A 13,849-nucleotide genomic window follows, 5' to 3' on the forward strand; every position below is an offset into this window, starting at 1 on the left:
ACTCGATTTGTTTGTCAAGAGACTCATTCTAATAGCTTTAAAAAAGGTCCGTTCTAATTCGGCCCGAATTTTGCCAAAATTCTTCCCTTACATTTTAGGGAGCCTTCTTTTTTCCGGGAACATTCACGCCGATTCCTGGTCATGGAGCGGAGTTTACCTGGTTCAACCGGAAACTTTGGAATATTCCGGCCCGGTCCAGATCCAGGTAAAAGACGGTTTGGTGGAAAAAATATCTTCTTCACCTTCTTCCAAGGAACCTCTGTTCATTTTGCCAGGATTCTGTGATTCACATGTAACCTTAGGGGCAAATTCTCTAGGTGGGTGGAAGGATCGTTCCGAATTGGAATCCGATCTGAAACAATTTCTGCTACATGGATTCACTCATATACAAAGTATCGCAGATCCTCCTTGGGCTCTGGAACTCTCCGAGATCCGAAAGAAAAATTTTCAGTATCCTCGTATCTCAGTTCTTCCTCCTGTTCTACTTGCCGAGTCCAAAGAACTTACTACATCTAAAGTTTCAGGATACAAAATTCTAAAATCACCTGAAGAGGCGATGTCTTCTCTCTCCGGAAAAAAAGGAAAGATTCATTTATTCTTAAGGCATAACGAAGGGGAAACTTTCGAAATAGATGGAAAACTTCTCTATCGAATGAGAAGTGAGTCCGAGAAAAACGGATTAGAATTATCAGTCTCCACTTTCGGAGAAGAATTTGCAAACTGGGAGGCTTTGTCTTCCGAAACGAAGGTACTCTATCATCCTATTCCGGAAACTTCTTCTATTCGTCCCGTGGCTCATAATTTGGTGAAACAAACTTGGGCTCCACTTTTCGGGATCTATTTTACTAGAAAAGGAATAGGAACTTCTTCCTTTGCAGAAGAATGGGAAAAATGGATCCAATGGAGTCCAATATTTAAGGAAAGAGCGCTGTCTAAAGAAGCGCTCTCTACTATGTCCGGACTATCCGAATCCGACAGAGAAGAAGCGGAGAAAGAATACGAATCCTATCTTGCTTTCTTGAGGGCCCGCAAAAATCTGTCCCTAAGGATCTTACTCGGTTCGGGTGCGGGTCACCAATTACAGTTCCCTGGAATTTCCGGCTGGAAGGAACTGAGAATTTTATCCGAACTTTTGGGACCCAAAGAAGCCTTAAGAGCGGCAACGGAAACCACCTGCCAATATTTGGGGGCGGCTCATGAGGGGAAGATCCGAGTAGGAAAACCGGCTCATCTTTTGATTTTTAGAGAAGACCCTCTCCAAAATTGGGATAAACTAAATACATTAAGAACGGTCGTGACGGAGAGAGTGAAAACCGAGATCTCTTCTCCCGAAAAAAAGAAAACCAAGGGGCAGAGACGATGAACGAAAATCAAAAAGAACTGTTTCAAAAATTACTGGACGAAAGTTTCAGAAAAAAAGCGGCCTTAGAGCCTGGAGCAAAAGTTTCTGCGTTAGTCACCAGTTCCAAATCGGATTATGTTTTTATAAAGATCCAGGGAGCAGGGCTCTCCGGTATTATCGCTGCCGATGAATTTACGGAAGCTCCAAAACAGGGAGAGACCATCGAGGCATATTTTTTACAGGAATCTTCTGGAGATCAATACTTCACCACTTGTCTGAACGGAGACACTATTTCCAAAGATATGGTATCCGTGGCTCATAATGCCGAAATTCCTGTATTAGGTCATATCATCGGAGAGAATGAAGCGGGCGTAGAAGTCAAGTTAGGCGAACTCACGGGTTTCTGTCCATTCTCTCAATTGGACCCAGAACTGAAAAAACAGAATAATGGAGTAGGCAAAAGGGTTCGTTTTTTGATCTCAGAAGTGGGAAATAAGGGAAAGATCATCGTTTCCCAAAAGAAGATCGCAGACAAAGAAAGAGAGGCTAAAATTTCAGTTCTGAAAGGGGAATTGAAGCCTGGAATGTTCGTCACCTGCAAGGTCAAATCCGTTCATAATTTCGGATTGATCGTAGAAGCGGATGGACTGACCGCACTAGTTCCAGCTTCCGAGGCGACTTTCAAAAAGGGAGCGGATCTCTCTAAAGAATTCCATCCAGGACAAGTGCTTAGAGCCAAGGTCCTAAAATTAGATTGGGAAGAAGAAAAGCACAGCTTTACGGTTAAGGATTTTCTAAAAGATCCTTGGGCACAAAATGTTCCATTCAAAGAAGGGGACTTAGTCACAGGAACTGTGGAAAGTGTAAAACCTTTCGGAGTATTCGTAAAATTGAATGAACATTTTTCCGGACTGGTTCCCAACAGAGAAACAGGATTACAAAATCGTACACCTGCAGCACAACATTTCAAAATTGGTGATTCGGTTTCCGCATTCGTAACAGAAGTGAATCCTACAAAAAGACAAATTTCACTTTCTCTTGTGAAAGCGAAAGAAGTTCAGGAAAGATTAGATTATAGTGGATATCTTTCCGAGGAAACTTCTTCTACCGGATCTTTCGGCGCTATTCTTGCAAAATCCTTAAACAAGGGACAGAAAAAGGGATAAATGGCTCTTCGGATAGCGCTGTATAGACCGGAGATACCGCCCAATACGGGAAATATTGCCCGACTATGCGTCGCTCTAGGAGCGGAGTTGCATATCGTAGGAGAACCTGCCTTCGAGTTGTCTGAAAAAGCAGCAAGAAGAGCAGGGTTAGATTATTGGGATAAACTAAAATTGACCCTTCATCCTAGTTGGGAAAGTTTCTCAAAATCCTTATACTCCGGTTCCAAATTATATTTAATATCCACTAAGGGTAAAATTTCTTATACAACTCCTCAATACGGGGAGAATGACGTATTTTTGTTCGGAAACGAAACCTCAGGATTACCTCAGGAAATTTTTCAATCAGAGATCCCTAATGGTATCCTTAGGATCCCTATGGAAGAAGATTGCAGGTGTTTGAATTTGAGTAACGCAGTCGCGGTAATCGCATACGAGGCATTACGCCAAATTCGTCGTTGGTGAATCGGAAACTGCCTTCTGGAAAAAATCGGATTTACACCCCTCGAAAAAAACAGTCCTATGGAAAAATATGGGAATGTCCTTTTCCCTAGGAGAGATACAAGCCCGCATAAGGGAACTCCTAGCAAACGGTTTAACAGGTAATTCCCAGGATTTCCATGCGTGGATCCGTATGGACACTCTTCGAAAATTCAGAGAAGAGCCTTCCTTCGCACCGGATTGGGTTTCCCAAGTTCTAGACGAGTTGGTTGTTTCGGGAGAAGCAGCAAAAAGTAAATTAGATCCCAGAGAATATACTCTCTCTGCAGAATCACCTCTTCGCAAAAAAACTTCCAAAAACGAAGAATACCTTCTACTCGGCCGTACCGAATTCCAACCGATGCAATATGTACGAAGCAGAATGGAATCTTTCCTGAGAGGCAACGGAATAAACGAGGACATGATCGTGGACTTGACGATCGGTTCCATCGAAGCAGTGGAGAATGCCGTCAAATATGGTGACGGTGGAAATGTAGAAGTTGCCTATACAATCGAAAAAAGTGGAATTTTTAAGATCCGACTGGTGAACAACCTAAGAGAATTGAATATCGAAGAAGATATAGAAAGAGGGAAATTTTCTTCCACAGCCACTCTCATGAGAGGGATGATGGTTATGCAAAAATTATTCGATAAAATGGATCTGGAAATCTTAGAGGATAAAAGACAGGCCTTATTTATGGCCGAAAAAATCCTTCCAAAGTAAATTCCGCAGTTTTTTAAGTTTTACACTTCTTCGATTTTCGGGTCTTTCTTTCCTAGAGTGAGTATGTCTTCAATTTTTAAAATTCATTCCAACTACAAAGCAGCCGGGGACCAAGTCCAGGCCATAGAAAAAATAGGCCAAGCATTTCAAAAGGGCCAAGATAAGGTCACCCTTGTCGGTGTAACCGGTTCTGGTAAAACATTCACCATGGCACAGGTGATTGCTAATATGGGACTTCCTACCTTGGTTCTGTCGCATAACAAAACCTTGGCGGCACAATTATTTCGCGAGTTTAAAGAGTTTTTCCCGGAGAATGCCGTGGAATATTTCGTTTCTTATTACGATTACTACCAACCTGAGGCTTACGTACCTTCTTCCGATACGTTTATCGAAAAGGATATGTCCATGAACGAAGAGATAGATAAACTACGGCTCCGAGCCACTTCTTCTCTATTGGAAAGAGACGATGTGGTTATTGTAAGTTCAGTCTCCTGTATTTACGGTTTAGGATCCCCCGAAGAATATGTGAACTCTGTTGTTGCTTTGACAAAAGGAGATATCATAGATAGAGACCAGGTTATTCGTAAATTACTTCATATTCAATATAATCGAAATGATACGGATTTTTCTCGGGGTAATTTTAGGGTAAGAGGAGATTCTATCGAAGTTTACCCTGCTTACCATACAGATGCTTTTCGGATCGAATTTTTCGGAGATGAGGTGGATTCGATTTCAAGAATTCATCCGGTTACCGCCCAAGTGATTGCAAAACAGGAAAAATGTTTTATCTATCCTGCAAAACATTTCATCATGTCTCCTCCTTTGATAAAGGACGCTGTCAAAAGAATCAAAGATGAAATGGCGGAACAAGAGATCAAGTTTACCAAAGAGAATAAATTTTTAGAAGCACAGCGTATCGTATCCAGAACGAATTATGATATGGAAATGTTACAAGAGATGGGCTATTGTAACGGGATCGAAAATTATTCCCGTCACCTTACGGGAAGAAAAGAAGGAGAAAGACCTGCCTGTCTTATCGACTATTTCCGTGGGGATTTTTTACTTATAGTGGACGAGTCTCACGTTACGATTCCTCAAGTAGGGGGGATGTATGCAGGCGATAAAGCTCGCAAACAAACTCTGGTGGATTTCGGATTCAGATTACCTTCTGCACTTGATAACCGACCTTTGAACTTTACGGAATTTGAATCTTTAACTCCTAAAACTCTTTATGTATCCGCAACACCTGCTGAATACGAATTGGAGAAGAGTAAAACAAGAGTTGAACAGATCATTCGTCCTACTGGACTTTTGGATCCGAATGTAGAAGTCCGACCTACTAAAAACCAAGTAGAGGATCTTTTGGTAGAGATCCGAAAAAGGATAGATCTTGGAGAGAGGGTTCTTGTCACTACATTGACTAAGAAGATGTCCGAAGATTTAGCGGATTATTATAAAGAAATCGGACTTAAAGTTTCTTATCTACATTCAGAGATAGAAACCTTAGAAAGGATAGAAATTATCCGGGATTTGAGAAAGGGAATTTATGATGTTCTAATAGGGATCAATCTTCTTAGAGAAGGTTTGGATATCCCAGAAGTTTCTCTCGTTGCCATTTTGGATGCGGACAAGGAAGGGTTTTTGAGAAATTATAAATCCTTAATACAAACGATCGGTCGGGCTGCTAGGAATATCAACGGAACTGCGGTTTTATATGCGGATAAGATGACAGATTCTATGACCAGGGCCATAGAAGAGACTAAAAGAAGACGAACGATCCAGGAAGAACATAACCTGAAATACAGGATCTCTCCTCAAACGATCAAAAAGGAAATTGCCGATATGATCGAAAGAACAGAGAAAGAACTGGCTCCTGAAGAATACGCAGCAGAAGAGATCAATAAGAAGTTCAGAGAGAAAAACTTCTCTTCTAAAGAAGAAATGAAAGAGAAGATCAGAGAAGAAATGTTAAAAGCGGCCAAGGAATTGGATTTCGAAAGAGCAGCTTTGCTTAGAGACAAAATGCTTACTATCAAAGTGAATCCCACAGAGGAAAAATGAGATTAGACATCACACTTATCACTATAATAGTTACTGGGATTATCAGCCTTTACACATTATATGTAGACCAAAATCTTTTGGACAAACTGATTCTCAGGCCTTTCAGAGATTCTAAAGAAGGGAATTATTATACCTTAGCTACGAGTGGATTTGTTCACGCGGATTTTACTCATCTATTATTTAATATGCTAACACTGTACTTCTTCGGAAGGCATGTGGATATGGTGCTCGGACCTTTGGGATTTATGGGGTTATACTTGGCGAGTATCCTGATCGCAAATCTGGTTTCTTTCCAGAAAAATAAAGCAGATGTGAATTATGCAAGTCTTGGAGCTTCCGGTGGAACTTCCGGAATCGTATTTGCTTCTATCTTATTCTATCCGTACTCTAAAATTTTCTTTTTCTTTATACCGATCCCGATTCCGGGACCTCTATATGCGATCTTGTATTTGGGATATTCTTATTATGCTTCTAAGAACAGGCAGGATGGGATCAATCACGACGCACATTTTTATGGAGCGCTAACTGGACTTGCGGTTGCCATTTTAGTACAACCGCAATCTTTGATTACGTTTGTCCAATACGTGTTAGGCTCATTTATATGAGATTTTCTTAAAATGCGAAAGGATATTAACCCCCTTTCGCGATTTTGTCCTTTATAAAAGCCTTAAACTTATCTGAACCGAAGCTTACATCCATTTTGATGATCTCAGGAGCGAGATAAGGATGTTTTTTTATAATATATTCTTCGATTGCTGCGTATTTGTCCGCCTTTGCTTTTAGAAGAATTTTATTTTCCGAATCAATTGTGAGTTTTCCTTCCCATTGATACAAAAGGGCTACTTCCGGAAAAATGGTACCGCTCACTATGATGCCTAACTGGAGCATTTCAGCAATATACTCTTCCGCTAGATCGCGATCCGCCAGAGTAGTGAAGACTAAAATTTCTTGAGATGAAGACATTGTTCCTCCGAGAAAAAGGAGGATAAGAAGTATTCATTCTTTGTCCAGTCTTTCTTTAGAAAGATTGAATTAGTATCTGGGAGCGTTCGGATCCGAATAATTTCCTTTACCCGAGTTCGGCATAGAACCTCTGGAAGAGGAAGGGGTATAATCATCACAAAGATTACTGCATCTTGCGATACAATCTTCCCTCTTACGGTCAACTGTGACTGCTGTAAAAACGGTCTCTACTTTAGGAATTGGATATTGGGTCCAACATTGGCTTTTACAGGTACCGTATTTGGCGGCACAGTTGCGAGCAGTGTTTTGATCGGATCCTGCGGAGATCATCATATCGAAAAGTTCCTGCTCTTCTCTGGACTTGAAGCCTCCCTTTGGGTGCCTTTTAGAAAGTTCCTGTTTACTTAGGTTGGCATTTTCAGGCTCGGGAAAATCTTCCACAGAACCTTTTCCTCTTACTTTACCCGATTCGTTGGAGCTCCAATCTACTGCGAAAAAGCAGTTTAGAATAAAGAAGAATAGTAATATTCCGAGTTTAATTTTCATAAGAAGAAAGTCGATATTTCGGCAGACGGCTTTTACAGATTTTGTCCGTAAAACGGGAAGACAAGGAAAGAAAAAGGAATTTTTTAAAAACTAAACCTTTGGGATTAGGCGAATATTTTCGTCGTCTAACAAATAAATACATAATTTTTGCACTCTTTTGTATAGAAATCGACTGGAAAAAAATTTCCAGACTAGGTCTCAATAGTATTGAATGTAGGATAACCTATAATAGAGTCTGTCTAAGCAGTACTTAAGACCTAAGAATTTGAATGGGGGGTCTTTTAGTGAGTAGTTTTTTTTCTAGTATATCAGTAAAACGTTTCTTTCTTCTCTCCTTAGTTATCCTTTTTCTTTCCAATTGTAGCGCCCTAGACTGGGGCTGGGTCAAACTCCCTTCCGGACTTGCCTGGGATCAAAACGAGACCTTAGATAGAAACCCTGTAGAAGGCTTCCGAGTTGAATTTCCGGAAGAATTGGGACTGGATTCCAGACCTTTGGTGGAACTTTCTAAAAAACTTAGAAAAGAAAAAACAGAGGTACGTTCTCTTCTCATCTTAAAAGAAGGAAACCTGGTATTTGAAAGATACGCCGGCGGAATCTCTCGAAATCATAATCATAATATGTATTCTGTGACCAAGTCGGTCGTCTCTATGCTATTAGGGATTTGTTATACGAACGATTGTGGAGTGGATTTGGAGGATAGTCTTTCCTCAGCGGAGTCTAGTTTGCCGGGACTTCTTCCTTCGGAATTAAAAGGAAAAGAATCTATCCGACTTAAAGACGTATTACGTATGAGTTCCGGAATGGCCTGGGATTCTTTTCCTAAAAAGGAAGATATTAGGACGGACGCAGACCCACTTGCAATCGCTTGGACTCCCGCCGTTTCTTTTGCTCCGGGAACTAAATTCGAATATTCTAATGGAGATACTCAGCTAGCTGCAGGTTATCTGGAAGCTAAAACTGGAAAAACCTTATACGAATATTCTAAGAACACTGCATTCTCTTGGTTAGGTTTTAAGGGAGAAGAATGGAATACCTCGAAATCCGGAAGACAAACTGCCGGTTTCGGACTTCGTTTGAGACCTATCGATATGGCTAAGTTAGGACAACTCTATCTGGATGGAGGAAAATGGCAAGGCCGTCAGATTTTAAAACCTGAGTGGATCGCTTTAACTCTGGAGCCAGGTGTTGAAAAACGATATGGACTCCAATTTTGGATCCATGAATTCGAAGGAAAACCTAGCTTCATGGCAAATGGTAAGGGGGGACAATTCATCTATGTGATCCCTCATCGTAAGATCGTTCTAGTGATGACCAGCGCCATTTGGGACAAGGCACCTGACCTAGTTTTAACCGCCGCTTTGGATGCGATTAAGGCTTCTTTAATATCTACGGATAAGATCCCTTCTCCTGACAGGGAAGAAGCGCTTCTCAGAGAACTGAAAATATCTGCTAGAACTTCTTTGGACCCTAAGCTTAAAGAAGGAGCGGATGAAACAAGGATTGCAGCAGAACCAGGGATGAAACAAAATCATCCTTAAATGAAGACTGTCTTAATCCCAATCCCACAAATCGATTTCGATCCCACAGAAGTATCCGTACCTTGGAAGGTTTTAAAAGAAAACGGATATAAGATCATATTTGCCACTCCAAGCGGGATCAGCGGAGAAGCCGATTTTAGGATGGTAACCGGAAAAGGTTTAGGAATTCTTTCTCCAGTTTTAAGAGCAAAAAATGATGATGTTTTACTCTATAGAGAATTAGAAAAATCGAATGAATTCTTAAATCCCAAAAAATACGAATCTGTCAAATTGGATTCTTTTGATGTATTACTTCTCCCCGGAGGACATGCGAAAGGTATGAGAGTTTATTTGGAATCCGAACCTTTGCAGAATTTAGTAGGTAATACGTTTGCGGAAGGAAAACCTGTGGCAGCCATCTGTCATGGTGTACTTCTCGCTGCGAGATCTAAAAATCCTAAAACAAAAAAGTCCAGTTTATACGGACTAAAAACCACAGGGCTTTTGAAATCTCAGGAGCTTTTGGCTTGGAACTTGACCAGGGCCTGGCTCGGAGATTATTATAGAACCTATCCTATACCTTTACAGGATGAAGTGACTTCCTTTCTGGAATCTCCAGTGGATTTTCAAGAAGGACCGATGCCAATCGCAAGAGATAGTTTTTCCAATATTAAACCGGGGTTCAGTGTTTTAGATAAGTCTTATCTTTCCGCAAGGTGGCCCGGAGATGCTCATAAGTTCGCATATGAGCTGCCTGAATTCTTCGGATAGTTGTAGTTTTTGATTTTCCTCTAATATAACCTAGGCATATTGACTATAGAGGGTTCGGTTTACGATCACTCTGGTAATTACAATATGAATTCCAAAGAACATTACATTTTTCTGGATGTTGGAGATACTCTTCTAACTATGAGAAAGCCTGCTGGGGAAGTGTATTTCGAAGTTCTCAAAGAATTCGGCTTGGACGGTTCCAAACATCCGAGCGGTTATATGGAAAGAGCCTTCCGCAAGGCTTATGCTCACATGACGCGTCATCCACTTCCGGATCATAGGGACAAATTCCATGCACACGAAGATGGAAGCGAAGGCTGGTGGAGAGAACTTCTAGGCTTCTTCTTAAAAGAAATAGGCTCCGACCTAAAACCTGATCCTATTTTCCAATCTATATTCAAACGTTTTGACGAGCCTTCTATATGGGAAATAGACCCAGGCTTTTATGAACTAGTGGAATTTGCAAAAGAGCGTGATTTAGGTCTTGGAATCATTTCTAACTGGGATCATAGACTAAAACAGTTACTCTCCAGTGTAGGTGTGCTGGATTATTTTTATCCGGTGATCGTCTCCGCAGAATTCGGATACGAAAAACCTTCTCCTTTAATCTTCCAGGAAGCCGAGAAACTTGTGGGACTTTCTCCCGAGAAGCTAGTCTATTGTGGAGATAAAGTCGAGTTGGATATCTTACCAACCAGATCTAGAGGATGGACTGCCTTTCATAAACATGTGGAAGGGGATATCCGGGATTTAAGAGAACTAACTGCGATTTTAAAAAAAGGTTAGTGTATCTTCTTCCATTATAGTATTCCTCCTTCCGGCTTTTTAGCTTCCGAAAGAAGGAATACTGAATATATAAAAGTTTAAAATTTAAATTCGAAAGCTAATCCGAATTGGTTCCGAGAATCTACACTTCTTGGATTTGCACTCATTGGGTTGGCCATGGAATAAAGTAATGAGCTTGCATCGCCAGTTCCTAATACAATTGCAGCCGCATTTGGTTTATCCTTAACTTGAGAATCTATAACCTCATGAATCGCTTTGGTTAAACCATATGTAAATCGAATGGAAAAGGTCTCCGTAAAACTATACGCATAGCCGAGAAACAGTCTATTCCCGTTAATTTTATTGGTAACTTCTCCATGGATTTTCGTGCTTGTAGGGATAATCATTCCTCCGCCGAAAGAGTTTATGCCGCTTGTCTTGTTTTCGTAATTTCCGTTGCCATAAACACTTTGGAAATGTTCAACTCCTAAGTTTATCTTATGTTTCTTGGCAAATTCGATTTCGTAATTTAGTCCTATGACTGCGTTTAACGTGGATTCCGAATATTTGATTTTTTCAGAGGTAAAAAAGTCGATACCTGGTTTGGAAGGTGAGAATGTCGAAAAAGATCCGGATTTATTATTTAAAGATGATCCAAGATCTATTTGGTTTCCGTATGCTTCTAAACCGACTCTAATTCCAATTTTCTCTAAGAAAGAATTATTCGTATTATGAAATGGAAGAAAGTCACCGTAATAACCGACTCTCGCTGTTGCTAATTTATTATCTGAAAAATAATAATTTGTTACGGAATTTTCTGCAAAAAAACCGCCGACTTGGTTACTGACATTATTCTGGGCTTGGCTTGCACTGAGTGCGGACGCGGCAACTAATATGTTACTTCTAAAAAAGCCGGAAGCATGTTTGATCGTCATGCCCCATTCAATACCGGCTCCTCTATATGTAGGGTTAGCAACCGGATCAAAATGTACTGACTTCCCTTGACCAAAACGATTAGAAAAAAGTGCATTCTCTATTAATAATGCATTTCTTGTAGTGGCAGAATTTACTGCATCCGCTGTCACCTTAAAATAAGTGGAACGTCTTTTTTCGGAAACTGGAATTGGATCGGCAGAACTGGTCGGCGGGACTTGTGCGAAAGCTTCCGAATAAGAAAGTATTACCAATAGAATACCAAAAATTCTTTTTAACATGTTTTTCCTGCGGCGTTAATATTCGTAATATCATGTGCGGATATTCTCGAAATTGCCTTATAGTTTTATAATTATTCGAAAAATTGAAAAATCAGACAAGAAAGACAACTATTTAAAGTTAGATGGACGTTAGTTCCCGCGGAATATTGATTCACTTTACGTTAGGAGAGTCTTGCTATGAATAAATATTCCTCTTTATGGAAGAAAAAGAGTCTAATCGAATACAAAAAGAAAATTGAGTTAGAAGAAAAATGAAAGTACTCGCCGTTTCCGGAAGTTTAAGAAAAGGTTCTTCCAATACAGCCTTATTACTCGCAGCAAAAAGGATCGCAGACGATTCTTTACAAATTATTCTCGCCGATCCATTGGATCGAATCCCACATTTTAACCCTGACTTAGATACGGATATTCCTCCGGAAGAAGTCATAAAATGGAGAAGGGAACTAAAAGAAGCGGATGCAATTCTTTTTTCCAGCCCTGAATATGCGTTCGCTATCCCTGGCGTTTTGAAGAATGCACTGGATTGGATTGTGTCCAGCGCGGAACTCTATGGAAAGCCGGTTGGGCTGATTAATGCATCTCCTGGTTATGGCGGTGCTTCCAAGGCCCAGGAAGCTTTTTTACAATTATTGAATGTTCTCACGGTTAAGATAAACGATGATTGTGTTCTAAGTATTCCTTCTGTGAACAAGAAGGTGGATGCAGAAGGAAATATCATGGATGAGCAAACGGAGAAGGAACTGCGAAATTGTTTGGAGAATCTAAAAAATTTAATCCAAGAATCAGGTTAAAATACTTTTCTTAAATGGTTAGGTCGGCTATTTTTGTCGGAATCTTCTTCTGGGAGTGTTTCGGTGAGATATAAAGCCATCATAGTCCTATTCTTTTTATCACAATTTTTTTGTGTAAACTGCGGCAAAAAATTCGATCGTGAAAACGGTGTGCTGATAGAAAGTATACAAGCTACTTCTTATAAGGAAGGATATCGTCCGGAGAATGTTTTTGTTTCCGGAAAATCTTGGAAGCCTTACGTTTCTCGAACGCCTAAGGAAGGAATTACTTTTTTCTTTGCTAACGAGTCAAAGATGGACCTACCCGGAGTTTCTGCGGGTTATACTCAAATAGATTCGATCGTATTTTTATGTCCTGCCTCCAGCGTCCAAGAGTATGTAACGTATGTAAATGCAAGCTACTACGGTAAGGCAAAATGTGGTGAAAAGTTCAAAATTGGCTCTCTTGTACATTCCTTATATATAGAACCCTCCTTTTCCAACAGATTGCAACCAATAGAGTTAGATGAGATTGAGTTTTACAAAAATGATAAAAAAGCCACCGTTTTATTCCCAATCGGAATTGATGGAAAAGTCACTGCGAGTTCAGTGACGGAACCAAAAGAAGGGTATCCAGCTTATAATCTTTTTGATGGGGCAAAAGAATTCGGATGGGTAGAAGGAAAACCCGATGATGGAATCGGAGAATATATACAGATTGATCTAGAAAAAGAAATAACTCTACACGGACTAGAAGTGTATAACGGCTACCAAAGATCGGATGAACACTTTAAGAAGAACGGTAGAGTGGAAAAACTTTCCGTCTCTAATGGAACTGAATCTGCATCAGTAATCCTTTTAGATAGATCAGGAGCCCAAAGAGTCCTTTTATCCAAACCTATAACAGGTAAACAGTTTAAATTTACTATTGAGGCTGCGTGGTCCGGAGAAAAATGGAAGGACACTGCTTTAAGCGAAATGATACTTTTAGGTCCGAATTTTGAACGTTATACTGTGAACGATTCTCAGTTTTTAGCAAGAGAAAGATCTATTATAGAAAAATCTAAAGGTACACCGATTGGAGAAATTTTAGGTGATAGATTGGCAAATACGGAATGTATGATATATGACAGTATTACATTGCGCCCCAACGGAAGTTTCGTATATTGGAGAACTTCCCAGGGAAATGAAGGCGAAGATGTGGTCATGGACGGGAATTGGATTTTAGAAAAAACTTCGAAAGAAGAAAGCCAAATCTATATTTTTGGAAGATTATATAGCGTATACAGAAGTATCAACAATACTGGGACTGGCCCTTATGATTCTACGGATATTTCGGAAGAATCGAAAACTGAAATTTTTTCGGACAGACTAAAGTTAACGAAAGTAGATTTTCATTCGGATGCTATTTGTGATAGTAATTCGATCTCTTCTGATGCAAAAATATTCGATATAAAAGGAACAAAAATCTACGGTAGCTACTACTAAATCTTTTATAAAAAGTACCTTGCAGATGCTGGGATTGTTCTT

14 protein-coding genes are annotated in these 13,849 nt (G+C 40.1%); 11 read left to right on the forward strand and 3 right to left on the reverse strand.

The genetic code is table 11. From position 1 onward, the window contains the following. The first annotated feature begins 7 nt into the window (after positions 1-7). From CH365_RS16050 to CH365_RS16075, 6 genes are all read left to right on the forward strand, one after another. Entirely contained in the window at positions 8-1,363 is a 1,356-nt protein-coding gene (locus CH365_RS16050) for an amidohydrolase family protein (protein ID WP_100769578.1), read from the forward strand. Then, complete coding sequence (locus tag CH365_RS16055; protein WP_100769579.1) at positions 1,360-2,508, forward strand: S1 RNA-binding domain-containing protein; 1,149 nt, start codon at positions 1,360-1,362, stop codon at positions 2,506-2,508. Before CH365_RS16050 ends, CH365_RS16055 begins: the two co-directional genes overlap by 4 nt. Then, complete coding sequence (locus CH365_RS16060; protein WP_100769580.1) at positions 2,509-2,970, forward strand: tRNA (cytidine(34)-2'-O)-methyltransferase; 462 nt, start codon at positions 2,509-2,511, stop codon at positions 2,968-2,970. Positions 2,971-3,037: 67 nt separating this feature from the next. Further along, positions 3,038-3,709, forward strand: a complete 672-nt coding sequence (locus CH365_RS16065; RefSeq protein WP_425268565.1) for an ATP-binding protein — start codon at positions 3,038-3,040, stop codon at positions 3,707-3,709. Positions 3,710-3,772: 63 nt separating this feature from the next. Continuing rightward, a complete protein-coding gene (gene uvrB, locus CH365_RS16070; RefSeq protein ID WP_100769581.1) occupies positions 3,773-5,770 on the forward strand; it encodes an excinuclease ABC subunit UvrB in 1,998 nt (665 codons plus the stop codon). After that, positions 5,767-6,375 (forward strand): rhomboid family intramembrane serine protease, encoded by a 609-nt coding sequence (locus CH365_RS16075; RefSeq protein WP_100769582.1) that lies wholly within the window; start codon positions 5,767-5,769, stop codon positions 6,373-6,375. Before uvrB ends, CH365_RS16075 begins: the two co-directional genes overlap by 4 nt. A 25-nt stretch (positions 6,376-6,400) precedes the next feature. Here the strand turns inward: CH365_RS16075 and cutA are convergent, their stop codons facing one another. Then, positions 6,401-6,733, reverse strand: coding sequence for a divalent-cation tolerance protein CutA (cutA, locus tag CH365_RS16080; protein ID WP_100769583.1), 333 nt, complete (start codon positions 6,731-6,733; stop codon positions 6,401-6,403). 69 nt (positions 6,734-6,802) lie between these two features. Continuing rightward, complete coding sequence (locus tag CH365_RS16085) at positions 6,803-7,279, reverse strand: LIC_10730 family protein (RefSeq protein ID WP_100769584.1); 477 nt, start codon at positions 7,277-7,279, stop codon at positions 6,803-6,805. A 269-nt stretch (positions 7,280-7,548) separates the two neighbouring features. Here CH365_RS16085 and CH365_RS16090 point away from each other — a divergent pair, with 269 nt between their 5' ends. The 3 genes from CH365_RS16090 (at position 7,549) to CH365_RS16100 (ending at position 10,356) form a co-directional block, all read left to right on the forward strand. Next, a complete protein-coding gene (locus tag CH365_RS16090) occupies positions 7,549-8,820 on the forward strand; it encodes a serine hydrolase domain-containing protein (protein WP_100769585.1) in 1,272 nt (423 codons plus the stop codon). Further along, positions 8,821-9,570 (forward strand): type 1 glutamine amidotransferase domain-containing protein, encoded by a 750-nt coding sequence (locus tag CH365_RS16095; RefSeq protein ID WP_100769586.1) that lies wholly within the window; start codon positions 8,821-8,823, stop codon positions 9,568-9,570. A gap of 84 nt (positions 9,571-9,654) precedes the next feature. Then, positions 9,655-10,356: an HAD-IA family hydrolase gene (locus CH365_RS16100; RefSeq protein ID WP_100769587.1), complete on the forward strand. Its 702-nt coding sequence runs from the start codon at positions 9,655-9,657 to the stop codon at positions 10,354-10,356. Positions 10,357-10,433: 77 nt separating this feature from the next. Here CH365_RS16100 and CH365_RS16105 read toward each other — a convergent pair whose 3' ends face one another. Further along, complete coding sequence (locus tag CH365_RS16105; protein WP_100769588.1) at positions 10,434-11,549, reverse strand: hypothetical protein; 1,116 nt, start codon at positions 11,547-11,549, stop codon at positions 10,434-10,436. Between the two features lie 251 nt (positions 11,550-11,800). Between CH365_RS16105 and CH365_RS16110 the strand changes: the two genes are divergently transcribed. Together CH365_RS16110 and CH365_RS16115 are read left to right on the forward strand one after the other, a co-directional pair. Further along, positions 11,801-12,340: an NADPH-dependent FMN reductase gene (locus CH365_RS16110; RefSeq protein ID WP_100769589.1), complete on the forward strand. Its 540-nt coding sequence runs from the start codon at positions 11,801-11,803 to the stop codon at positions 12,338-12,340. A gap of 63 nt (positions 12,341-12,403) precedes the next feature. Beyond that, on the forward strand, positions 12,404-13,807 hold the full coding sequence (locus CH365_RS16115) for a discoidin domain-containing protein (protein ID WP_100769590.1): 1,404 nt from the start codon (positions 12,404-12,406) through the stop codon (positions 13,805-13,807). The last annotated feature ends 42 nt before the right edge of the window (positions 13,808-13,849 follow it).

The sequence above is a fragment of the Leptospira neocaledonica genome, from assembly GCF_002812205.1.
GTDB lineage: Bacteria > Spirochaetota > Leptospiria > Leptospirales > Leptospiraceae > Leptospira_B > Leptospira_B neocaledonica.

Excerpts from the sequence above, each read along its gene's own strand:
- CH365_RS16055 (WP_100769579.1), top strand. The coding sequence starts at position 1,360 with ATGAACGAAAATCAAAAAGAACTGTTTCAAAAATTACTGGACGAAAGT.
- CH365_RS16060 (WP_100769580.1), top strand. The coding sequence starts at position 2,509 with ATGGCTCTTCGGATAGCGCTGTATAGACCGGAGATACCGCCCAATACG.
- CH365_RS16065 (WP_425268565.1), top strand. The coding sequence starts at position 3,038 with ATGGGAATGTCCTTTTCCCTAGGAGAGATACAAGCCCGCATAAGGGAA.
- uvrB (WP_100769581.1), top strand. The coding sequence starts at position 3,773 with ATGTCTTCAATTTTTAAAATTCATTCCAACTACAAAGCAGCCGGGGAC.
- CH365_RS16075 (WP_100769582.1), top strand. The coding sequence starts at position 5,767 with ATGAGATTAGACATCACACTTATCACTATAATAGTTACTGGGATTATC.
- cutA (WP_100769583.1), bottom strand. The coding sequence starts at position 6,733 with ATGTCTTCATCTCAAGAAATTTTAGTCTTCACTACTCTGGCGGATCGC.
- CH365_RS16085 (WP_100769584.1), bottom strand. The coding sequence starts at position 7,279 with ATGAAAATTAAACTCGGAATATTACTATTCTTCTTTATTCTAAACTGC.
- CH365_RS16090 (WP_100769585.1), top strand. The coding sequence starts at position 7,549 with ATGGGGGGTCTTTTAGTGAGTAGTTTTTTTTCTAGTATATCAGTAAAA.
- CH365_RS16095 (WP_100769586.1), top strand. The coding sequence starts at position 8,821 with ATGAAGACTGTCTTAATCCCAATCCCACAAATCGATTTCGATCCCACA.
- CH365_RS16100 (WP_100769587.1), top strand. The coding sequence starts at position 9,655 with ATGAATTCCAAAGAACATTACATTTTTCTGGATGTTGGAGATACTCTT.
- CH365_RS16105 (WP_100769588.1), bottom strand. The coding sequence starts at position 11,549 with ATGTTAAAAAGAATTTTTGGTATTCTATTGGTAATACTTTCTTATTCG.
- CH365_RS16110 (WP_100769589.1), top strand. The coding sequence starts at position 11,801 with ATGAAAGTACTCGCCGTTTCCGGAAGTTTAAGAAAAGGTTCTTCCAAT.